The sequence below is a fragment of the Streptomyces hokutonensis genome, assembly GCF_042751305.1.
Lineage (GTDB): Bacteria > Actinomycetota > Actinomycetes > Streptomycetales > Streptomycetaceae > Streptomyces > Streptomyces hokutonensis_A.
This window is the reverse complement of sequence record NZ_JBHYWD010000024.1, coordinates 1-20,849: the sequence shown is the minus strand read 5'-3', so window position 1 is coordinate 20,849 and position 20,849 is coordinate 1. Positions and strand designations below refer to the sequence as shown.

Genomic DNA, 20,849 nt, shown 5'->3' with positions numbered 1-20,849 from the left:
AGAGCCACCAGGCCGACCACCCGGCGCACCGCGAACAGTTGACGGGACATCACTTGGCTGACCTTCACCACCAATGTCCGACGCTTCCCCCGCCGGTGTCGCTGATCAGCCGACGATCCGCCCGTCGCGGTGGTCGGTGACCGTGTGCTCCCACAGCGCCTGGCCGATGCCGCCCACGATCCCGCCGAATGCCTGGCTCTCGGCAAGCTTGAGGCTGATGATCCGCCCCGCGTCGTACACGCCGAGCATCCTCCGCACCCGTACCAGCCCCAGGTCCGCGTCCACCGAGACCTCGGCGAAGGTCGCGCTGTAGGCGAAGTAGGCGGAGCGCTCGGAGCCAGGTCCCTCGTAAGAACCGTTCGCGTCCAGCTGGGAGCGGTCGTTGCGGGCCGGCAGGCTCTTGTACGTCTCACCGCGCGCCGTGTTGTTCTGCACGTGGAGTCGGCCGTTGCGCACGACCACGTCGTCCGCGTTCACCCCGTACAGCGGCGACTCCCGGTCCTGCACGGCCAGCTTGATCGCCTGCCGCCGCACCTGGTTGCAGGCGTCGACGACGGCCGAGCCGACACTGGCCATGGTCGCCGAACCGCCGTGCGGCGAGGTGAACGGATACTCCGAGTCACCCAGCCGGAACGTGACCGTGCGCATGGTCAGCCCCAGGGCGTCGGCCGCGACCTGGGTCTGGGAGGTGTACGTGCCCGGCCCCATGTCGGTGGTGGCCGCCTCCACGACCGCCGTGCCGTCGGCATCCAGGCGCGCCCTGGCCTGCGCGGGGAATCGCCCGCAGTCGTAGGCCCCGGCGGCCATGCCCAGGCCGATCAGCAGGTTCCCGTCCCGTGTGGATGGCGGCTCGGGGTTGCGGCGGTCCCAGCCGAACTCGCGGGCGCCGACCGTGTAGCACTCGCTAAGTCGCCGGGTGGAGAACGACTCGTCGGTCGACTCGTCCTGGGCCGGTTCGTTGCGCCGGCGCAGCTCGACCGGATCGATGCCGCGTTCGTGCGCGAGCTCGTCCATGGCCGACTCGATCACGAACGACGCGGGGGCGAAGCCGGGTCCGCGCGTCCAGATCGGGTTGTTCACGTCCAACGGCACCTGGCGGTACGCCTGGCGGACGTTGGGCATGCTGTACATCATCTGGCCCGTGCCCAGGGCGGCGTCGAAGAACGTCTCGTACGACGAGGTCTCGTGGTCGATGTCGTGGATCGCGGCGTTCAGCCGGCCGCGCCGGTCGCTGCCGAGGCGCAGACGGTATTCGTAGGCCGGCCGGAATCCGGTGCCGAAGTACATCTGCTTGCGCGACAGCACCAGCTTCACCGGGCGCCGCGTCACGCGCGCGGCCAGCGCGGCGACGATTTTGTGCGGCCAGCAGCGCAGTCCGCTGCCGAAGCCGCCGCCGACGAACGGGTTGATGACCCGCACCGCGTCCGCCGGGAGGTCGAAGACCGCGGCGATCTCGTCGTGCGTGCCCATCACCCACTGTGTCTTCTCCCAGACCGTGAGCCGGTTGCCGCCCCAGCGGGCGACGGTGGCGTGCGGCTCCATCGGGTTGTGGTGGTTGCGGCCCAGTTCGTACGTCAGGTCCAGCCGTACGGCGGAGGAGCGCAGCCCTGCTTCCGCGTCCCCGCGCGCGTAACGCGTCGGCTCGCCCGGCCTGGCCTGGGTGATGTCGGTCGGAGGCTTTGCGGCGTCATAGCGGACCCTGACCAGGCTGGCGCCGTGCTGGGCGGCCTCCAGGGGGGTGGCCACCACCACGGCGATCGGTTGGCCGTGGAAGAGCACCTGGTCGTCCTGGAAGACGCGCAGTCTGCGTCCGGCCGGGTTGTTGGAACCGGTGTTGTCGCGGTAGGGCAGTTTCGGGGCGTTGCCGTGGTGGATCACTCGCAGCACGCCCGCGCGTTTCTCGGCGGCGCGCGTGTCGATGGACCTGATGCGGCCAGGTCCGATGCTCGCGTCGACGATGACGGCGTGCACGGCACCCTTGATGTCGTGTTCGGCGGCGTACTCCGCCTTGCCGGTGACCTTGAGCCGGCCGTCCACGCGGGACAGCGGTGCACCTACGGCTGCCCGCGGCTGGGAGCTCATTCCATTTCTCCTACGGTGCGCAGCTGGCGTTCGACGGTCCGCTTCAGCAGCTCGACCTTGAACCGGTTGTGCTGGAGGGGGCGGGCGCCGTCGGCCGAGTGACCGGCAGCCTCGGCCCACAGCCGGTCCGAGGGGCGCTCGCCGATCAGGGCACGCTCGACGGCGGACAGCTTCCACGGCACGGTGGCCACACCGCCGGCGCCGACCTTCGCCTCGCGGATCACTCCGCCGCGTACATGCAGCGCGACGGCCGCCGAGGCGAGCCCGAACGAGTAGGACTGCCGGTCGCGGATCTTCAGGTAGGCCGACTTGAGCGGACGCGGATACGCCGGGATCTCGACCGCTGTGATCAACTCGCCCTGCCGGATGTTCTGTTCGCGCTGCGGGGTGCTGCCGGGGCGGAGCAGGAAGTCGGCGAAGGGCAGGCTGCGCTCCTTGCCGTCAGGGGCCCGCAGGTGGACCGTCGCCTCCAGGGCGGTGAGGGCGACGGCGAAGTCGGAGGCGTGAACGGCCACGCAGTGACCGGAGCCGCCGAGGATCGCGTGGTCCCGGTTGTAGCCCTGCAGGGCGGCACAACGGGAGCCGGGCTCGCGCTTGTTGCAGTCGGCTGTCACATCACGGAAGTACGTGCAGCGGGTGCGCTGCATGATGTTGCCGCCGATGGTCGCCATGTTCCGCAGCTGGGCCGAGGCGCCCCGCAGGGCCTGGGCGGCCACCGGGTAGAGGGAGTTCAGCTTGGCGTCGGCGGTCACCACGGCCATCGGGGCCAGGGCGCCGATGCCGATGCCCCCGCCCTTGGTGGCGGTGATCTCACGCAGGGGCAGCGCGCTGATGTCGACCACAGTGTCGGGGGTCTCGACGGTCTCGCGCATCAGGTCGACCAGGGTGGTGCGGCCGGCGATGTAGCGGCCGCCGCGTCGACCGGCGTCCAGGGCTTCCCGGACACTGTTCACGCGGGCGTAGGCGAAGGGATGCACGGGCCGCTCCTTATTTCCGAGCAGCGGTCTGCTCGACTTATTTCCGAGCAGCGGCCTGCTCGACCGCGCGCACGATCTTGACGTAGCGGCCACAGCGGCAGACGTTGCCGCTCATGTACTCCCGGATCTCCTCCAGCGAGTTGGTGTGGCCCTCCTGGATGCAGCCGACGCCGGACATGATCTGGCCCGGGGTGCAGTACCCGCACTGGAAGGCGTCCTCGTCGATGAACGCCTGCTGCAGCGGGTGGAGTTGATCGCCCTTGGCCAGGCCCTCGATGGTGGTGACCTCGGCGCCCTCCAGCGGAACGGCCAGTGTCAGGCAGGAGTTGACCCGCTGCCCGTCGACCAGCACCGTGCACTCCCCGCAGGCCCCGGCGTTGCAGCCCTTCTTGGAGCCGGTCAGGTCGAGGTGCTCGCGCAGCAGGTCCAGCAGCGAGGTGCGGTTGTCCACGGTCACCGTCCGGCGGGTTCCGTTGACCGTCAGGGAGACACGACTGGAGGGTGCGGCGTCGGCGGCGGCCGCTTCCTCGGAGCCCGCCAGGAGTGTTTCTCCAGCCACCACGACACCGCCCACCGCGGCACTGGTGGCGATGAAGGTGCGCCGGCTGGGCCCCGAGGTGGACTCACTGGCTCCAGTGGGGGGGGAGGTACAACAGATTCAGAGAGTTCAGAGGACATACGTACGCCTTTGCATCACGGACGGATCAGTCGTGTACACCAGCGGGAGACAAGGCACGGGATCAAGGTCACCGCGGGAATCAGGGTGACCGCTCGCCTCGGCAAGGCGGCTGATCACGCCGAAAGTCTTGCACCAGCGACACCACCCACGGCAGGGAGAGTTTTATCCGCCCTTGGTTTCCCTGTCCGCAAGTAGGCGGTAAATGCGCGGCATTTCGGGGGCATGACCATGGTGTACATGAGCTTCCCGCTGCTGACGCACTTCGCGTCGATCTCGCCGCGGAGCCAAAGGAGTTGGAACCTGGCATGACCGCTGCTCGCGGAAACCCTCCTCGGGCGGCCCCCGGGGTCGGGTTTCCGTCTGTCAGGGCTCAGCGGCGCCGGAGGCGCAGCACGGGGACCAGGTTCAGGAGCAGCCCGATCGCCGCGACGCCGGTGACCAGGTTCAGGCCGGGGCGGTAGGCGGTGAAGTCACCGCCGCTGTCGCCGGCTTGGGCGATCACGGCGGTGAGGACGGCGAGGACGAGAGCGGCGCCGACCTGGCCGGAGGTTTGGACCAGGCCGGAGGCGAGGCCCTGTTCGGAGTCGGCGATGCCTTCGGTGGCCTGGGCCATGATGGCGCTGTAGCCGAACGCGAAGCCGCCGCCCAGGAGCAGCAGGGACGGGAGCATGGCGGTGACGTAGTCGGGTGAGGAGCCGGCGGTGGCGAGGAACCAGATGTAGCCAAGGGTCAGCGAGGTCATCGAGGTGATGATCAGCGGCGCTGTGCCGAAGCGGTTGACGAGTCGGCCGGTGAGGGGCGAGCCGACGGCGACGATCAGGCCGACCGGCAGCAGTGCGAAGGCCATGCGAAGGGGCGACCAGCCGAGGCCGTCCTGGAGGTACAGCGTCATCATGAACTGGAAGCTGAGGTAGGAGCCCATCAGCGCGACGATGCTGAGGTTGGCCCGGACCGTGGTGGCCTTGCGCAGGATGCCGAAGCGGACCAGCGGGTGCCGGACCCGCTTCTCTATCAGGACGAAGGCGAGCAGCAACAGGGCGGCGACACCGAAGGCTGCGAGCGTCGCCGCGGAGGTCCAACCCGTCTGCGGCGCGGTGACCACGGCGTAGACGGCGAGCAGCATGCCCGCGGTGAGGGTGACCGCTCCGGCCGGATCCTGGCCGCCGGTTTCGGCGCGGCGGTCGCGCGGGATGAGTATCAGGCCGACGACCAGCGCGAGCAGGGCGAGCGGGACCGGCATCAGGAAGGTCCAGCGCCAGCCGATCCCGGTGAGCAGACCGCCCAGGATCAGGCCCGAGGAGTAGCCCAGGGCACCGAAGAGGCTGAAGACCGACAGCGCCCGGTTGCGCTGCGGGCCCTCCGGGAACGTCGTGGTGAGGATCGACAGGCCGGCGGGCGCGGTGAATGCGGCGGCCAGGCCCTTGACGAAGCGGGTGGCGATCAGCAGCGAACCGCTGTCGACGAGGCCACCGAGCAGCGAGGCGGCGGCGAAGACGGCCAGCGCGACGAGGAAGACCCGGCGGCGTCCGAGCAGGTCGGCGGTGCGACCGCCGAGCAGCATCAGGCCGCCGTAGCCGAGGACGTAGCCGTTGATGATCCACTGCAGTGAGCCGGTGGCCATGCCGAGGTCGTGGCCGATGGAGGGCAGGGCGACGCCGACCATGGAAACGTCGAGGCCGTCGAGGAACAGCACCAGGCACAGCACGGCGAGGACGGCCCAGAGGCGGGCGGTCCAGCGCGGTTCCGGGGCGGCCGAGGGCAAGGTCACGGGATGGGACTGGGTCAGGGACATGGGGAGGTGGATCTCTTTCCTGGCGTATGAGCAGGCAGGTCGGACGCCTCGGCGCTGAGGAACCGGTAGGAAGGGGGCCGGACCGGGGGCGGGGACACGCGGCGCGGTCGGCCTCGTGACGAGCGTGCCAGGAGTGCCGTACACGAAGAAGGGAGAGCCTTTTCCTAGGCCCGGGGCACGTAGGAGAAAAGGCTCCCCCTTTGAAGGGAATACCTGAGCTGAGGTCAGGCGGAGCTGTCGCTGGTCGAGTGGCTGGGGTCCGCCGCCCAGGACGCCAGCATGCGCAGGCTGTCGTGGGTGGGTGTGCCGGATTCGGCGGTCCACACGATGATCTGCAGGGCGGGGTCGGCGGCCCAGGTGACGGCGTTCCAGTCGAGGTGCAGGTCGCCGACGACGGGGTGGCGCAGGTGCTTGGTCCCGGTGTCCCGGACGGCGACGTGGTGGGAGCCCCACCACTGGCGGAACTGGTCGTCTCTGACCGAGAGTTCGCCCACCAGGGCGGCGAGCTGCTTGTCCCCGGGGTTGTTCGCGTTGTGCATCCGCATCTGGGCGATGGCAAGCCCGGTGACGCCTTCCCAGTCCGCGTACAGCTCGCGCATGGTGGGGTCGGTGATGAGCAGCCTTATGTAGTAGCGCTGTTTCTCGGGGATCTTTCCGAAGTCGGTGATCAGGGCGGCGCCCATGGCGTTCCAGGCGACGATCTCGGTGCGCGGGCCGATCACGAAGGCGGGGGTGTGCGCCATGTCGTCGAGCATGCGCTGCAGCTGCGGCTGCGCCTTGAGGCGCGGCTGTCGGCGTGGCGGGCGGAAGTCGTCCTTGGCCGCGAGCTCGTACATGTAGGCGCGCTGGTCGTCGTCTAGGTGCAACACCCGGGCCAGGGCCTCCAGTACGGAAGGCGACGGCTGGATGCGGCCCTGTTCGAGGCGGGCGTAGTAGTCGGTGCTGATGGCCGCCAGTACGGCGACCTCCTCACGGCGCAGGCCCGCGACACGACGCGAGCCGCCGTCGGGCAGGCCGACGGCGGCCGGGTCGAGCTCGGCGCGGCGCGCCTTGAGGAATTCCCCCAGATCGTGGCGGTAAGGATCGCGGTTCATGCCATCACCCTGGCATCGGAAACCGGTGTTGTCAGGGGGAGAGTTTTGTCCCTGGAAGTCCTCACCGTCGAGAAGCCGGCTGCCCTGCGGGTTCAGCGGACGCGGGTCCACTTCCCGTGGAGCTGGACGAACTCGCCGCCGATGACGGAGCTGGCCATGCAGGTGCCCTCGGTGTAGTCCTCGATGTGAGTGACGTGGTCACCGGCGTCGGGCTCGGTCCAGCGGACGACGAACAGGCCGTCGCGGAGCTGCGTTGTGGTGTACTCCATCGTCTGCTTGCGGCCCTTGATGGCACCGCTCGTGACCTCGAAGCTGACCTGGGTCGCCGAATCGAAGGTGATCTCCACCGTGAAGTGGCCGAGCGGGGTGTCCTGGCCGAGGTCCGCCAGCCAGGTCTGGCCCACGCTGGGGAGCGTCGCGTTGCTGTCCATCAGTAGTGCCTCCTTTTTTGAGCGGCGGTGCGGTGGGTCAGCCGAGGGTCTTGACGACTTCCAGGGCGAGCGGGACGGCCGAGGCGGGGTTCTGGCCGGTGATGAGGGTGCGGTCCACTTCGAGGTGGGGAGCGAAGTTCTCCTCGCCCTTGTGGTAGTCCGCGCCGACGTCCGAGACGAGGCGGTCCTGCAGAAGCCACTTCGCCCGGTCGGCGAGGCCGTTCTGGATCTCCTCGGAGTTGGACAGACCGGTCAGGCGGTAGCCGGAGAACGGGGACTTGCCGTCTGCGTCCACTGTGGACAGCAGAGCGGCCGGCCCGTGGCAGACCAGCGTCACGAGCTTGCCGGAGGCCAGCCAGTCGCTGAGCAGCTTGCCGGCCGCGGGGTCGTCGGACAGGTCCTCCATCGGGCCCCAGCCGCCGGGGACGAACACGGCGTCGTAGCCGTCGATGTTGACGTCCTCGATGCGGATCGGGTTCGCCAGTTCGGTGGCCTCGCGCAGGGCGGTCTTCATCTGCTCGGCGCCCTCCTCGCCGCCGTTGAAGTCAGGTGTGAGGCTGAGCGCGTCGGCGGTCGGCGGGACGCCGCCCGGGGTGGCCGCGGTGATCTCGTAGCCGGCCTCCTTGAAGACGCCGTACGGGCCGATGGCCTCCTCGGCCCAGAAGCCGGACGGCTGCTCGAACCCGTCGGCCAGCGTCCAGTGGTCGGCGGCGGTGATGAGGAAGAGGATCTTCGCCATGGGGTGCTCCGTAAGTTGTTAGGCGGCCCGGGAGGGTCGGATGTGGCTGATGGGGTCTTGCCTGTTGTGGCTCCCAGGGAGTGGCCGTCCGGCTCTCCGGGGCGCCCTGGCTGCTGATTGAGATGTGCGCGCTGTGTGCGGTCGCTGATTACGGAGATGACAGCGGGGTGTTCCTCGGGCCGACGGCATGCCGAACGGTGCGAGGAGGGGCAAGTGAGCAAGCGGCCTGGCTGTGTGTGGTGCGGCATCGATGCGGGCAAGGGCCATCACTGGGCGGCAGTGGTGGACGAGACCGGCGCAACCCTGTGGTCGAAGAAGATCGACAACGACGAGTCCGCGATCCTGGCCGAGCTCGGCGAGATCCTCGGCCTGGCGGACGAGGTCCGCTGGGCGGTGGACATCTCCGGCACGGCCTCCGCGCTGTTGCTCGCCTTGCTGGCGGCCCACGGCCAGCAGGCCGTCTACGTGCCCGGCCGCACGGTCAATCGCATGTCGGGTGCCTACCGGGGCGAGGCGAAGACTGATGCCCGCGACGCCTACGTCATCGCCGAAACCGCACGCCACCGAGGCGACTTCGCCACCATCGACGTGCCTGCCCAGCTGGCCGCTGACCTCGCGCTGCTGACAGCCCACCGCTCCGACCTGGTGGCAGACCGCACGAGGATGATCAACCGGCTGCGCGACGTGCTGACCGGTGTCTTCCCCGCGCTGGAGCGTGCCTTCGACTACAGCTCGCAGAAGGGCGCGCTCGTCTTGCTGACCGGCTATCAGACTCCGGGAGTGATCCGTCGCCGCGGCCGGGCCCGCCTGACGGCCTGGCTGGCCAACCGCGGCGTCCGCAGCGCGGACACGGTCGCCGCGACCGCGCTGGAGGCGGCACGGGCCCAGCAGACCGCGCTGCCCGGCGAGGATGTCGCTGCGCAGATCGTCGCCGACCTGGCCGGTCAGATCCTGGCTCTGGACGACCGGCTGAAGCGAATCGACAAGCAGATCCGCGAGACGTTCCGCGCCCATCCGCAGGCGGAGATCATCGAGTCTCTGCCCGGCATGGGCCCGATACTCGGGGCCGAGTTCGTCGTCGCCGCCGGGGACCTCGCGGCCTACGCGGACGCCGGCCACATGGCCTCGGCTGCCGGGCTCGTGCCCGTCCCGCGTGACTCCGGCCGCCGCACCGGCAACTTCCACCGGCCCAAGCGTTACAGCCGCCGCCTGCGCCGAGTGTTCTACATGTCCGCGCAGACCAGCATCATCCGCGAGGGACCGAACCGGGACTTCTACCTCAAGAAGCGCGGTGAGGGCTGCAAGCACGTCCAGGCCGTCATCGCCCTCGCCCGCCGACGGGCGAGCGTGTTGTGGGCGCTGCTGCGTGACAACCGTGTCTTCACCTCCGCTCCGCCGGTCACGCGAGTGTCTTGACTTCGTCATTGAGACTCCCTGGGTGGATGCGGGCAGTCAGTTGTTCGCGGCCTGCTGCACGACGTGGCTGTCGGCTGCCTGCACGAGGTGGGTGAGCTTGCCGTCGCGCACCGTCCACAGATGGATGAAGCGGGCATCCGACTCCGCGCCGGACTTGGACACCGCGCGGTAGTGGCCACGGACGAACACGTGCTCACCGGCGTCGTAGAAGTTCTCGGCCACCGCGCCGAAGGAGGTGAAGCGGGGCGCGAGCCGGCCGAAGAAGTCGCCGCCGGCGCTCGCCCAGGTCTTGTAGACGCCGCCGTAGGGGAAGCCGGGGGTGATGTCCCAGACGATGTCGGGGTCGATGACCTCGGCGGCCACGTCCGGGGCCATGCCGGAGTCGTAGAGGCGGCGGACGAGAGCGAGGTTCGGAGAGTCGGACATGGTGCTGCTCCTTTGCGGGTCAGGCTGCGGGTGAGCTTTTGGGGTTCAGGCGGCGAGGGCGGCGCGGCCGGCGCGGAAGAACGCGGTCTGCTGCGCGACGCGGACGCCGAGGCCCTCGGCGGTGGCGATGTCCGACTTGTGGACGGCCTCCGGACCAGCGTCGACCGGAGTCTGGGCGCCGGCACCGACGAAGTAGCCCAGACGGTTGATGTCGTTCTCACTGCCCTCGGTGGAGGCCCAGCCCGGCTGCACGCCGAGGCTCACCCAGTGCATGCCGTGCTGGGCGGCCATGGTGAAGAAGTAGCCCAGGGTCGAGGACTTGTCGCCGTTCTTGGCACCGGAGTTGGTGAATCCGGCGGCGATCTTGTCGACCCAGGTCTGGGTGTACCAGCGCTTGCTGCTGGCCTCGGCGAAGGTGTGGAAGGCCGCGGAGGCGGTGCCCATGTAGGTGGGGGCACCAAAGATGATGGCGTCGGCGGCGTCCAGCTGCGCCCACTGCTCGTCGGTGATCGTGTCCACGGGGACGGAGATCACCTCGGCACCGGCTTCGGCGGCACCGCGCGCCACGGCCTCGGCTATGACGGCGGTGTGACCGTATCCGGAATGGAAAGCTACGGCGACCGTGGGGCGGGAGGTGGAGGACATGGGGGTATTACTCCTCGGAAATGATTGCTTGAATCGTGCTCTGGAAGCATGGCACGGAATTCAAGAGCCAAGGTAGGAAGGATTTGTCCCTGGCTTTACGCCGGGAATCACCTGCCGATTTCACGAATTCATGACGGGGGCGCCGCCCAGGAGGAAAGGAAACGCAGGCCCTCGTACGTGCGCGAGTCGGGTTCGGCGCTCCAGACGATCAGCTGCTGATCGGGGTCGGTCATGCAGGTGAAGGTGTCCCAGGCGAGGGAGAGTTCACCGGCGACCGGGTGGTGGAACACCTTGGTGCCGCCGGTCCGGGGCACCACAGGGTGGCCTCCCCACCACTGGCGGAACTGGTCGTCCTTGACCGACAGCTCACCGACGAGGTCGGCCAGTCTCCGGTCGTCGGGGCAGGCCGCGGCCTGTTGCCGCAGCACGGCCACGGCGTTGCGGGCGGAGTCCTCCCAGTCGACGTACAGCGTTCTCATGGCCGGGACGTCGAAGAGCTGCCGGACGTAGTTGCGCTGCTGCTGCGGGACCGTCGCGAAATCGGTGCCGAACAGGGTGGCGGCCATCGGATTCCACGCCAGGATGTCCAGGTGCCGGCCCAGGATCACGCCGGGGGTCACGTTGAGCTCGTTCAGTACGGTGCACAGCCGGGGATGCGCCTTCTGCGGGGCCCGCCGCCGTGCCCGACCGGCTTCCTTTCCGGCCAGCTCGAACAGACGGTCTCGCTGGTCGTCACTGAGATGCAGGACCCGGACGAGCTCGGCCAGCACGGACGAGGAGGGGGCCTTACGGCCCTGCTCCAGACGGGTGTAATAGTCGACGCTGATGGCGGCCAGCACGGCCACCTCGTCCCGGCGCAGTCCGGCCACGCGGCGGCGCCGGTCGGTTTCGGGCAGACCGACCGTACGGGGGCTGAGCTCGGCCCGGCGGGCCTTCAGGAATTGACCCAGCTCCTTACGGTGCGCACTGCTTTTCATACTGTCCAGTCTGCGCGGTCCGCCACTCGGCTGGGTAGGAAGGTTTTATCCCTGGATACATCCCTCCGGGGGTGAAATTCTCCTCTGTACGGGCCTTGCGGGCGGTGACAGAGTCAGAGACCGACAATTGTTTTCCACAGGCCGTCGGCGCTTCTGTACACCCTTTTGCCCCTCGTCGACGAATCCGGCACGTCCGGGTTGCACTGCTGCCCGAGAAACGCATCAGGAGAAAAGTTATGCGCGCAACCGTGATCCACGCCCCCGGTGACATCCGGGTGGAGGACGCCCCCGAGCCCAAGATCCTCAAGCCGACGGACGCGATCATCCGCACGGTCGCCACCTGCGTCTGCGGCTCGGACCTGTGGCCCTACCGCGGCCTGGAGCCGGTCGGCGACCCGCACCCGATGGGCCACGAGTACGTCGGCATCGTCGAGGAGGTCGGCAGCGAGGTCGGCAACGTGAAGCCGGACCAGTTCGTGGTCGGCTCCTTCGCCACCTCCGACAACACCTGTGCGAACTGCCAGAAGGGCTGGCAGTCCTCCTGTCTGAACCGCGAGTTCATGGGCACCTGCCAGGCCGAGTACGTACGCATTCCCAATGCCCACGGCACCCTGGTCGCCACCGACGAGCACCCCTCCGGCGAGTTGGTGCCGGGCCTGCTGGCCGTGTCCGACGTGATGGGCACCGGCTGGTACGCGGCCCTCGCCGCCGAGGTCAAGCCCGGCTCGACGGCCGTCGTGGTCGGTGACGGAGCGGTCGGCCTGTGCGGTGTCATCGCCGCGAAGGAGCTCGGCGCGGAGCGGGTCATCGCCATGTCCCGGCACGAGTCCCGGCAGAAGCTGGCCCTGGAGTTCGGCGCCACCGACATCGTCAGCGAGCGCGGCGAGGAAGGCATCGCCCGCATCAAGGACCTCACCGGCGGAATCGGCGCCGACTCCGTCCTGGAGTGCGTCGGCACCTCGCAGTCCATGAGCCAGGCCCTGCACTCCGCGCGGCCGGGTGGCAACGTCGGCTTCGTCGGCGTCCCGCACGAGGTGGCCGTCGACGGCCAGGAGCTGTTCTTCTCCCAGGTCGGCCTGCGCGGCGGCCCGGCTCCCGTCCGCCGCTACCTGCCCGATCTGATCGACCGCGTGCTGTCCGGTCACATCAACCCGGGCAAGGTCTTCGACCTCACCCTGCCTCTGGAGCAGGTCGCCGAGGGCTACAAGGCGATGGACGAGCGCCGCGCCATCAAGGCTCTCCTCAAGCCCTGACCCGATCGCCTCGTGGGCGTGAGCTGCGCCGGCCGCACTCACGCCCGCGAGGGCACACCCCGCCGCACGGTCGTGAAGGAGGCAAGCCCATGACGGTCTGGACGAACGACGAACTGACCCGGATCGAGCACGCCGAGGAACTTCAGATGGCCCCCGCGCGCAGCGACGGAACACCGCGCACACCCGTGCCGATCTGGGTCGTCCGCGACGGCGACGACCTCTACGTCCGCTCTTTCCGCGGCAGCGCCGGCGCGTGGTACCGGGCGGCCCGGGCCAGCCACGAGGGCCGTATCCGCTCCGGCGGCGTCGACAAGACCGTCACCCTCGTCGAGGTCACCGACCCCGGCGTCAACGACCGCATCGATGCCGCCTACCGCACCAAGTACGGCCGCTACGGCGCGAGTTACATCGATCCCCTGATGGACGCGCGGGACACGACCCTGAAGCTCGCACCCCGCTGAACATCGGCTCTTCCACCCCTCCAGGAGAAGCACCTTGCTCGGTCTCGAACTCGTCGTGGTCCTGGGCGTGGCCGTGCTGGTGGGCAACGTCCTAAACATCTACTCCTTTTGTCACCAGCGGACAAAGGTCTCTCACTCGTCGTTCACCCAGCGCATGAGTCGCTGCAGCGGGTAGAAGCCGTCGTGGGAGAGGCCCGGCGGCATTCCGCCCGCTCTGCCGAGGGAGACCACGCGCTGGACTCCGGCGCAGGCGAGGGCGTCGCGCAGTTCCGCCTTGCGGGTGTCCGGGTACACGCCGACCGTCTGTGTGGCGACTCCGGCGTGTGCGACGGCTTCCGTCAGCGTGCCGACGGGGACGACGTCGACGATCTTTCCGTCGGGGTGGAAGTCGACCGGTTCGGGCGAGCGGATGACGAGGCCCCGGCCGTCGTAGCCGCCCCATACCCGGTAGTCGGGGGTCAGGGAGCGCAGGACGTCGATCTCCTCGCGGAGTCCTGCGGCGACCCGCGGGCCGTCGGCCGAGCTGAACTCCCTTGCCACGCCCAGGCGTTCGCACAGCAGGGCGGCGTAGCGGTCGGCGTCCTCCCAGGAGCCCTCGACGAACTGGAAGCGGCTGGCCACGCAGGCCTGTTGGTTGAAGAAGGTGGCGTCGGCGGCCCCCGAGTCAGCGGCTCGGGCGAGTGCCTCGGGGGTCTCGAAGGCCTCGCGGCCGATGAGCGAGATGGAGGTCTTGGGGTCGAAGGAGACGAGTTCGAAGCCCGGGCCGACGTACCGCAGTGCCCCGCGGATCGTGGACTCGCCGCCCCAGGCGACCAGTTTGTCGAAGAACTGGGGGCGGAACAGCACGCTCTCCACCGTCTCGTCGCCGCCGCGCCAGTACACGGCCGAGAACGAGCGGACCACGGGGTGACCGGGAGCCACCGCCGCCATCGTGCGCAGGATCGCGGTCGCGGTGAACAGGTCGTTCGAGGGCAGCTTCAGCAGGTTGACGCCCTTGGTGAGGGCGCCGCGCACGACGGACATCGCGGCCACGCCGGGTGCGTTGCCGGCGATGACGTGCACGAGGCGGGGTGGGAACGCGCGGATGGCTGCCGTCCGGTTCTCGGGCAGGTGCACCTCGCGCCAGCCGTCAAGCACGTCCGCTCCGCCGAGTTCGTGGTCGATCTGGGCGTACAGGCCCGGCCGTTGGAAACTGCGCCACAGCACGGCGTAGGCGCGTTCGAGGACCTCCGCGGGCAGCGGGCTGACCCCGACCATGCGGTCGAGGGCCTCGGCGAGCAGGCCCTCGCGGTCCGCCTTGAGGGCTTCGCCGGTCTCCACCAGCAGGTCGACGATCTCCGCGACGGGCACGTGGAAGGCGGGGCCGGGTTCGGTGCGCGGCCAGACGAGGCGGTCCAGGTCGAGTGCCGGTGCGGTGAAGGCGGAACCGGCGCGGCCGTACGCGACGGGTGGGCCGTGGTCGACCTCGCCGCGCACCACGTGCACGACCTCGGTGTCGGTCGTGGTGCTCATCCGTGGATCATCCCCCGCACATAGGAGTCGAGTGTCGCGGCGCAGGTGATCTTGTCCTCGCCGCCGAGGTCGCCGTAGCGGCGGATGTCGGGCAGGACGGCCGGTCCCGGTCGGCCGCAGGCGCAGGGCGAGAAGTCGACGAAGACCCGGTCGCCGCTGATCAGTCCGCCCCAGCGGCCCTCCAGCGAGACGTCCAGGAACGCGAACCGGCCCTCCACCACGCCCTGTTCGGTGTTGAGCAGCTTCTCGCCCGGCTCGTCCAGGACCAGCGGGATCACCCACGGCGGTATGTGGTAGTTGCCCAACTCGCAAGCCAGGCAGGAGCCCTGAAGCTCCGTCATGCCATAACTGCGCACCCGCCGTACACCGTCGTAGAAGGCGGCGAACTGCTGCTGGTAGTCGTCGGGCAGGACCCCACCCTTGTTGCCGCCGCCACTGAGGACCAGCGTGTCCGGGTGGAGGCTCCCGTCGGGTACGCCCTGGGCCCGCAGTGCCTGGATCAGGGTGAACTGCTGGTTGTTCATCCCGGCGATCAGCAGCGGCTCGGTCCGGTGTGCGGCGATGTCGTCGACGATCTGCGCGACTGCCGCGCCGAGTTCGGCCTCGCGGGCCCCGGACGCGGCCTCGAAGGAGCTGATCTCCTGCGGGGTCGCCGTGCCCTCCGCCATCCGGCGGCGCAGCAGGGCGCTGCTCATCAACTCCGAGACACGCATGGGGTCCTCGGTGAGCAGCCGTGTCTCTCCTGGCCGTGCGAAGACGTCCGCGTGCCAGCGATAGCCGTCGATGGAGCGCATCGGGCCGCTCGCCGGTGCCAGGAGATAGCCGCGGCGGGTCCGCTCGGGTGGCAGCGGGTCGGGCCAGCAGGTGAGGTTCGCGAGGATGTCGTGCAGGAAACTCAGGTCGCTCGCATCGCAGTTGAGGAAGGAGACCTTTCCCGAGGTACCGCTCGTGATGTACGGGCGGTGGCCGGCGGCGGTGACGCGGTCCGCCCATCCGTCGATGTCGGTCACGCCCTCGACGTCGACATCGCCCGGCTCCACCACCGACACCGTCGTGTACCAGCGCAGGAGCCGGTCCCATCGGCCGCCGGTGATGAGGGAGAGGGGGTACGACTTGTAGCTGGTGTGGGAGAACAGCAGGGGGACGAGGTCGTCGGGGCTCTCGATCCCGTGGACGTTGCTCTCCGCCGCCCGGGTGCGCAGCAGCGGGATGCGCTCGCGGTGCGCGGCGAAGGCCTCGCGCGCCGCTTCGAGCTGCAACTCCCGTAGTTCCCGGGCGGGTTGGTCGAATGTGTCACCGGACCGGACGAGGGTCCGGATCTGCTCACGTGCGCTGGGCACGGCAACCGCCTCCATCAGTCATGACGTCGGGTTGTTCGCGAGATAGGAGGACTCGATGGCGTCGAGGTCTCCGCGCAGTTCCTTCGGAGTGCCGGTCATGACGACCCGGCCGCGGCGCAGGACGTAGACGCGGTCGGCGATGTCGAGCACCTTGCGTACGTGCTGTTCGACCAGCAGTGCGCCCAGGCCCTGGTCGGCCGCCTCGCGGACGGCGCGCAGGAGCCGGTCGACGACCAACGGGGCGAGGCCCAGGGAGAGTTCGTCGGCCAGCAGGAGCCGGGGGGTCCGGCACAGCGCGCGCGCCAGCGACAGCATCTGCTGTTCGCCGCCGGACAGCATGCCCGCGCCGGTCTTCAGGCGTTTCTCCAGTTCGGGGAAGAGGGCGACGGCCCGGTCGGGCGGCACGCGTCCGACCCGTAGGTTGTCGGTGGTGTCGAGGCGGGTGAAAACGGCCCGCTCACCGACGTAGGCGAGGCCCTCGCGGGCGCGGCGGTGCAGGGGCGCGTGGCCGGGGGTGCCCAGCCAGCGGACCTCGCCGCTCATCGGGGTCAGGTCGCCGGACAGCGCCCTGAGGGTGGTGGTCTTGCCCGCGCCGTTGGGGCCGAGCAGGGCGACGACCTCGCCCGGCCGGACCTCCAGGTCGAGGTCGCTCACGACGGGTCGGGTGCCGTATCCGGCGGACAGGGCGCGGGTCGCTATCAGGGGCACATCTGTGTCGTGCACGAGGTCTCTCCTCAACCGGAGTCGGCCGGGGGCGGCAGCGTCGGCCGTACCGAAGCGGACTCAGCCGCGCCGAAGCGGGCTCAGCCGTGCGACGCGGCCGTCAGCACCTTGCGGACGTCGACGAAGGTCGACCCGGCCTTGGCCCACTCGATCTTCCCGTCGCGGATGGTGAGTTCGGTGGCGGTCGTGTTGTGGATGCGGTCAAGTCCCTTGATCGGCAGGGCCGTCGACGCCTTCCAGTTCAGGGGCGGGGTCAGGCCTCCGGTGTCGATGCCGGAGGTGGTGTTCAGTTCCTTCACCAGCGCCTCGGCCGAGATCGTCGGCAGCTTCTTGGCGGCCTCGGTGAAGACCTTGAAGGCCACCCAGGTCGTGGCGTTGGCGCCGTTGGTGGTGTCGATGTCCTTGCCCTTGGCCGCCGTCACGAAGTCCTTCCAGACGGCGTCGGAGGTCGGCGGGTAGTAGCCGGTGATCGCGGCGCCCTCCAGCGGGCTGCCGCTGCCGCCGGTGCTCGCGGCCAGCTGCGGAGTGAGGTTGCCGACGACGCTGGCGAGCTTGGTCTTGTCGCCGGACTGGACGTACGACTTCACGAACAGGCCGGAGGCGGTGCCCATGATGACGCTCACGCAGTCGCTGCCCTTGGTCGCGGCGACCTGGGGGGCGAGGTCGGTGGCGGTGAGCGGCACCTTGAGGTCCTTGGGCGACGCTCCTCCGGCGGAGACCACGCCGAGGGTGAGGAACTGCGAGACCACGGCCGCGGCGGCCACGTCGTACCGGACGCCGGTGATCTTCTTGCAGCCCTGCTCGACCAGTTGGCGGCCGTGGGCGGCGAACACCACCGGGGTGCCGCCGTTGACCGGGAAGGACAGCGGGTTGGAGAACTCCGCGGCGGAGACGCCGGTGCCGCCGATGTAGGGGATGCCGGCCTTCTGGAGGATGGGCATGTAGCGGTCCCCGGCGAGGCTGTAGGAGCCGACGACCGCGGTCACCTTGTCGGCGACGGCCTGCTGGGCGCACTTCTCGGCCTCGTCGGGGTCGCCCTTCTCGTTGCAGAACTCGACCTTGAGGGGTCCGCCCTTGATCCCGCCGTTGGCGTTGATCCACTTCTCGTAGGCCGTGGCGGTGAGGTGGATCCCGGGCTGGGCGCTGCCCTGGGTGTTCTCCGGTGCCCAGACCATCACCTTCACCGGGGTGCCCTTCAGCGAGGAGGTCTCGGCCGAACTGCTTGCCGCCTCTCCCCCGCACCCTGCCAGGAGCAGGGCTCCGGTCGCCGTGAGACAGCCGGCCGCGACGCTTCTGCGTCGGCGTGAGTCGTTCATGGTCCCTCCGCGGGGCTCGCGCCCAAAGTGGGCGACGTCGAGATGCCGAACAGCATGGGGTGCATTTTTGGGTTAGTGAAGTACTCTCGGCACAATTATTTAAATGAATGCACTGTCTCGTCCCGTGTCTGGCCCGTGTCTGGGAGGTTCCTCGGATGGACGACGTCCTGCGCTTCGCGCTGCTCGGCCTGGGGCTCGGCGCCCTCTACGCGCTCACCGCGCACGGCATCGTGCTGGTCTACCGGGGCTCCGGCGTCCTGAACTTCGCGCACGGCGCGATCGGAATGGCCGGCGCCTACGTGCAGTGGGAACTCGCCACGAACCATGGCGTGCCGTACTGGCCCGCCACCGCGTGCGGCGTCCTCACCTCCGCCGTACTGGGCGTGCTCACCCACCTGTTGGTGATCCGTCCGCTGCGCAGGGCATCCACCCTGGCCCGACTGGTCGGCACCCTCGCGGTGTTCATCGTGCTCACCGCGATCGCCGTCAAACGCTACGGCGACAGCCTGCAGTTGGTGCCGGGCAAGCTGCCCACCCGGCTGCTGACGATCGCCGGAGCGACGGTCTCCGAGGACCGTGTGTGGCTGCTCGGCATCGCGATCGCCGTGACGGCCGTACTCCATCTCCTCTACAAGCGCACGCTGTTCGGCCTGGGCACCACCGCGGTCGCCGAGAACGAGGGCATCGCCGCCTCGCTCGGCTGGTCCCCGGACCTGATCGCCGCCGGCAACTGGGCGCTGGGCTCCGCGCTGGCGGGGCTCACCGCCATCCTGATCGTGCCGGTGATCGGTCTGTCGGTGACCGGGCTGACCACGCTGCTGCTGAGCGCGCTGGCCGCCGCCCTGGTCGGCAGGTTCTCGTCGTTCCCGATCACGCTGGCGGGCGGTCTGGTCATCGGGGTCGCACAGTCCGAACTGACGCGCTTCGGCTCGGGCGTCACCGGACTCGCCTCGTCGGTACCGTTCCTCTTCATCGCCCTGGTGCTGGTCGTGCGCGGCCGGGCACTGCCACTGCGCGGCACGTTCCTCGACCGCCTCCCGGCACTGGGCACCGGCAGGGTACGCCCCGTCCCGCTCGCGCTGGCCGTGGTGGTCGGCCTGGTGCTGGTCAGCCTGTCGACGCCGCTGTGGGCCGACGCGATCACCAGCACCCTGGTGCTCTCCCTCATCATCCTGTCGATCATCGTGGTCACCGGTTACGCGGGCCAGGTCTCCCTCGCGGCCTACGCCCTCGCCGGGACCGGCGCCTTCATCGCCGGGCACGCGGCGGCGGACTGGGGCTGGCCCTTCGAACTCGCCCTGCTGGCAGGCGTGTTGGGCACCGTACCGATCGGCCTGCTGTTCGCGCTGCCGGCCGTGCGCACGCGCGGGGTCAACCTCGCGATCATCACGCTCGGGCTCGGCACCACCCTGGAGGCGATGGTCTTCCAGAACACCGACCTCTCGACGACGCCCGGAAGCGACGGCATCGCGGTCGGCAACCAAACACTCTTCGGCATCAGCATCTCCGGCGTCGACCATCCGCAGCGCTACGCCGCCGTGGTGCTGGTCCTGTTCGTCGCCGCCACGCTCGTGGTCGCCAACGTCCGGCGCAGCCGCACCGGCCGCCGTCTCATCGCCGTACGGGCCAACGAGCGGGCCGCCGCCGCCCTCGGCATCGACGTCCGCGCGGCAAAGCTCTACGCCTTCGGCCTGTCCTCGGCCATCGCCGCGCTCGCCGGAGTACTGACCGGCTTCCGCTCGACATCGGTGGTGTTCTCCGACTTCGCGAGCTTCGACTCCGTCACCGCGCTCGGGCTCGCCGTCATCGGCGGGGTCGGCTTCCTCGTCGGCCCGCTCTTCGGCGCCACGTTCGCCGCGGGCACGGTCGGCGCCCGGTTCGGGGACCTGGTGCTCCCCGGGCTGAGCGAGTGGATGCCGCTGATCGGCGGGATCGTCCTGGTGCTGACCCTGGTGGGCAACCAGGACGGCATCGGCAAGGAAATCGGCAGGCAGGCAAGGGGACTTGAGCGAAAGCTGCGCCCACAGCGCGCTGCCGTCGTACCCGAGAAGAACACGGCTCCCCTGCCGGACGTACCGCGCGCCGCACCGCTCCCCCTGCACGTGCGGGACCTCACCGTCCGCTACGGCGGTGTCGTCGCCGTCGACGGACTCTCGCTGGACGTCGAACCGGGCCGGGTGGTGGGCCTCATCGGCCCCAACGGCGCCGGCAAGACATCCGCCATCGACGCCGTCACCGGCTTCACCCGGGCCGCGTCGGGCAGTGTCCGCCTCGGCGAGCGGGATGTGACCCGGGTGCCGGTGCACCGGCGGGCCGCAGCGGGGCTGAGCCGGTCCTTCCAGTCGCTGGAGCTGTTCGAGGACATGACGGTCCTGGACAACCTCTACGCCGCCTGCGAGCGACCGGGCCGGTGGGCCTGGCTCACCGACCTGATCCGTCCGGGCAGTCGCCCGTTGCCCGCCCAAGTACTCGTCGCCGTACGGGAGTTCGGGCTCCAGGACAGTCTGGACCGGCCGGTGGGCGATCTGTCGTACGGCGAGCGGCGGTTGCTGGCGATCGCGCGGGCGGTGGCCACCTCGCCGTCGGTGCTGCTGCTGGACGAACCGGCGGCGGGGCTGTCGGACGACGAGACACGGGAGTTGGCCCAGCTCGTGCGACGACTGGCCGAGGACTGGGGCATGGGGGTGCTGCTCGTCGAGCATGACGTCGACATGGTGATGAGCGTCTGCGACCAGGTCGTGGTCCTCGACTTCGGCCGCCGGATCTGCGTCGGCACCCCGGACGAGGTACGCCGCGCTCCGGCGGTCCGGGCGGCCTACCTGGGTGACCTGGAGCCGGAGACGACGGCCTGAGAGCGAACGGCAGGCCCGGGCCGAGGCGATGACTTCCGCCTCGGCCCGGGCCCGGCCTGCCCCCCCCCCGCCGGCCCGCCACGCCGGCCGGGCGCCGCGCCCGGGCCGCCGCCTCTCGGGCCCCGGGGGCGGGC

General features: G+C 69.8%; 18 protein-coding genes. 4 read left to right on the top strand and 14 right to left on the bottom strand.

Features of this window, described 5'->3' with window-relative positions; all coding sequences use genetic code 11:
• Positions 1-105: 105 nt before the first annotated feature.
• The 7 genes from ACFXC1_RS40945 to ACFXC1_RS40915 all read right to left on the bottom strand — a co-directional run bounded on the left by ACFXC1_RS40945 (position 106) and on the right by ACFXC1_RS40915 (position 7,794).
• Positions 106-2,082, bottom strand: coding sequence for a xanthine dehydrogenase family protein molybdopterin-binding subunit (locus tag ACFXC1_RS40945; RefSeq protein WP_381252678.1), 1,977 nt, complete (start codon positions 2,080-2,082; stop codon positions 106-108).
• Positions 2,079-3,059, bottom strand: a complete 981-nt coding sequence (locus tag ACFXC1_RS40940; RefSeq protein ID WP_381252675.1) for an FAD binding domain-containing protein — start codon at positions 3,057-3,059, stop codon at positions 2,079-2,081. Before ACFXC1_RS40940 ends, ACFXC1_RS40945 begins: the two co-directional genes overlap by 4 nt.
• A gap of 37 nt (positions 3,060-3,096) precedes the next feature.
• On the bottom strand, positions 3,097-3,633 hold the full coding sequence (locus ACFXC1_RS40935) for a (2Fe-2S)-binding protein (protein ID WP_381252672.1): 537 nt from the start codon (positions 3,631-3,633) through the stop codon (positions 3,097-3,099).
• A 475-nt stretch (positions 3,634-4,108) separates the two neighbouring features.
• Complete coding sequence (locus ACFXC1_RS40930) at positions 4,109-5,530, bottom strand: MFS transporter (RefSeq protein WP_381252669.1); 1,422 nt, start codon at positions 5,528-5,530, stop codon at positions 4,109-4,111.
• A gap of 224 nt (positions 5,531-5,754) precedes the next feature.
• Positions 5,755-6,624: a helix-turn-helix transcriptional regulator gene (locus tag ACFXC1_RS40925; protein WP_381252666.1), complete on the bottom strand. Its 870-nt coding sequence runs from the start codon at positions 6,622-6,624 to the stop codon at positions 5,755-5,757.
• Between the two features lie 92 nt (positions 6,625-6,716).
• Positions 6,717-7,055: a MoaF-related domain-containing protein gene (locus ACFXC1_RS40920; RefSeq protein ID WP_381252663.1), complete on the bottom strand. Its 339-nt coding sequence runs from the start codon at positions 7,053-7,055 to the stop codon at positions 6,717-6,719.
• 37 nt (positions 7,056-7,092) lie between these two features.
• Entirely contained in the window at positions 7,093-7,794 is a 702-nt protein-coding gene (locus ACFXC1_RS40915; RefSeq protein ID WP_381252660.1) for a type 1 glutamine amidotransferase domain-containing protein, read from the bottom strand.
• A 213-nt stretch (positions 7,795-8,007) separates the two neighbouring features.
• Between ACFXC1_RS40915 and ACFXC1_RS40910 the strand changes: the two genes are divergently transcribed.
• Positions 8,008-9,210 carry an IS110 family RNA-guided transposase gene (locus ACFXC1_RS40910; RefSeq protein ID WP_381252657.1) on the top strand — a complete coding sequence of 401 codons (1,203 nt, stop codon included), beginning with the start codon at positions 8,008-8,010 and terminating at the stop codon, positions 9,208-9,210.
• A gap of 36 nt (positions 9,211-9,246) precedes the next feature.
• Here ACFXC1_RS40910 and ACFXC1_RS40905 read toward each other — a convergent pair whose 3' ends face one another.
• The 3 genes from ACFXC1_RS40905 to ACFXC1_RS40895 form a co-directional block, all read right to left on the bottom strand.
• Entirely contained in the window at positions 9,247-9,636 is a 390-nt protein-coding gene (locus tag ACFXC1_RS40905) for a nuclear transport factor 2 family protein (RefSeq protein WP_381252654.1), read from the bottom strand.
• Between the two features lie 45 nt (positions 9,637-9,681).
• Positions 9,682-10,281, bottom strand: a complete 600-nt coding sequence (locus tag ACFXC1_RS40900) for a flavodoxin family protein (RefSeq protein WP_381252652.1) — start codon at positions 10,279-10,281, stop codon at positions 9,682-9,684.
• 128 nt (positions 10,282-10,409) lie between these two features.
• Positions 10,410-11,258 carry a helix-turn-helix domain-containing protein gene (locus ACFXC1_RS40895; RefSeq protein WP_381252649.1) on the bottom strand — a complete coding sequence of 283 codons (849 nt, stop codon included), beginning with the start codon at positions 11,256-11,258 and terminating at the stop codon, positions 10,410-10,412.
• Between the two features lie 236 nt (positions 11,259-11,494).
• Between ACFXC1_RS40895 and ACFXC1_RS40890 the strand changes: the two genes are divergently transcribed.
• Both ACFXC1_RS40890 and ACFXC1_RS40885 read left to right on the top strand, forming a co-directional pair.
• Entirely contained in the window at positions 11,495-12,511 is a 1,017-nt protein-coding gene (locus tag ACFXC1_RS40890) for a zinc-dependent alcohol dehydrogenase family protein (RefSeq protein ID WP_381252646.1), read from the top strand.
• 89 nt (positions 12,512-12,600) lie between these two features.
• The gene (locus tag ACFXC1_RS40885; protein ID WP_381252643.1) at positions 12,601-12,972 is read left to right on the top strand and encodes a DUF2255 family protein; all 372 of its coding nucleotides are present in this window, start codon (positions 12,601-12,603) and stop codon (positions 12,970-12,972) included.
• Between the two features lie 132 nt (positions 12,973-13,104).
• Here the strand turns inward: ACFXC1_RS40885 and ACFXC1_RS40880 are convergent, their stop codons facing one another.
• The 4 genes from ACFXC1_RS40880 to ACFXC1_RS40865 form a co-directional block, all read right to left on the bottom strand.
• The gene (locus tag ACFXC1_RS40880) at positions 13,105-14,484 is read right to left on the bottom strand and encodes an acyl-CoA reductase (RefSeq protein WP_381252640.1); all 1,380 of its coding nucleotides are present in this window, start codon (positions 14,482-14,484) and stop codon (positions 13,105-13,107) included.
• Complete coding sequence (locus ACFXC1_RS40875; protein WP_381252637.1) at positions 14,481-15,824, bottom strand: phenylacetate--CoA ligase family protein; 1,344 nt, start codon at positions 15,822-15,824, stop codon at positions 14,481-14,483. Before ACFXC1_RS40875 ends, ACFXC1_RS40880 begins: the two co-directional genes overlap by 4 nt.
• An 18-nt stretch (positions 15,825-15,842) precedes the next feature.
• The gene (locus ACFXC1_RS40870) at positions 15,843-16,547 is read right to left on the bottom strand and encodes an ABC transporter ATP-binding protein (protein ID WP_381252635.1); all 705 of its coding nucleotides are present in this window, start codon (positions 16,545-16,547) and stop codon (positions 15,843-15,845) included.
• 80 nt (positions 16,548-16,627) lie between these two features.
• The gene (locus tag ACFXC1_RS40865) at positions 16,628-17,863 is read right to left on the bottom strand and encodes an ABC transporter substrate-binding protein (RefSeq protein ID WP_381252632.1); all 1,236 of its coding nucleotides are present in this window, start codon (positions 17,861-17,863) and stop codon (positions 16,628-16,630) included.
• A gap of 155 nt (positions 17,864-18,018) precedes the next feature.
• Here ACFXC1_RS40865 and ACFXC1_RS40860 point away from each other — a divergent pair, with 155 nt between their 5' ends.
• Complete coding sequence (locus tag ACFXC1_RS40860; RefSeq protein WP_381252629.1) at positions 18,019-20,715, top strand: ABC transporter permease subunit; 2,697 nt, start codon at positions 18,019-18,021, stop codon at positions 20,713-20,715.
• Positions 20,716-20,849: the final 134 nt, after the last annotated feature.

Bases quoted from the DNA above. Each gene is read 5' to 3' on its own strand.
- ACFXC1_RS40945 (WP_381252678.1), bottom strand. From the start codon at position 2,082: ATGAGCTCCCAGCCGCGGGCAGCCGTAGGTGCACCGCTGTCCCGCGTG.
- ACFXC1_RS40930 (WP_381252669.1), bottom strand. From the start codon at position 5,530: ATGTCCCTGACCCAGTCCCATCCCGTGACCTTGCCCTCGGCCGCCCCG.
- ACFXC1_RS40925 (WP_381252666.1), bottom strand. From the start codon at position 6,624: ATGAACCGCGATCCTTACCGCCACGATCTGGGGGAATTCCTCAAGGCG.
- ACFXC1_RS40920 (WP_381252663.1), bottom strand. From the start codon at position 7,055: ATGGACAGCAACGCGACGCTCCCCAGCGTGGGCCAGACCTGGCTGGCG.
- ACFXC1_RS40915 (WP_381252660.1), bottom strand. From the start codon at position 7,794: ATGGCGAAGATCCTCTTCCTCATCACCGCCGCCGACCACTGGACGCTG.
- ACFXC1_RS40905 (WP_381252654.1), bottom strand. From the start codon at position 9,636: ATGTCCGACTCTCCGAACCTCGCTCTCGTCCGCCGCCTCTACGACTCC.
- ACFXC1_RS40900 (WP_381252652.1), bottom strand. From the start codon at position 10,281: ATGTCCTCCACCTCCCGCCCCACGGTCGCCGTAGCTTTCCATTCCGGA.
- ACFXC1_RS40895 (WP_381252649.1), bottom strand. From the start codon at position 11,258: ATGAAAAGCAGTGCGCACCGTAAGGAGCTGGGTCAATTCCTGAAGGCC.
- ACFXC1_RS40890 (WP_381252646.1), top strand. From the start codon at position 11,495: ATGCGCGCAACCGTGATCCACGCCCCCGGTGACATCCGGGTGGAGGAC.
- ACFXC1_RS40885 (WP_381252643.1), top strand. From the start codon at position 12,601: ATGACGGTCTGGACGAACGACGAACTGACCCGGATCGAGCACGCCGAG.
- ACFXC1_RS40880 (WP_381252640.1), bottom strand. From the start codon at position 14,484: ATGAGCACCACGACCGACACCGAGGTCGTGCACGTGGTGCGCGGCGAG.
- ACFXC1_RS40865 (WP_381252632.1), bottom strand. From the start codon at position 17,863: ATGAACGACTCACGCCGACGCAGAAGCGTCGCGGCCGGCTGTCTCACG.
- ACFXC1_RS40860 (WP_381252629.1), top strand. From the start codon at position 18,019: ATGGACGACGTCCTGCGCTTCGCGCTGCTCGGCCTGGGGCTCGGCGCC.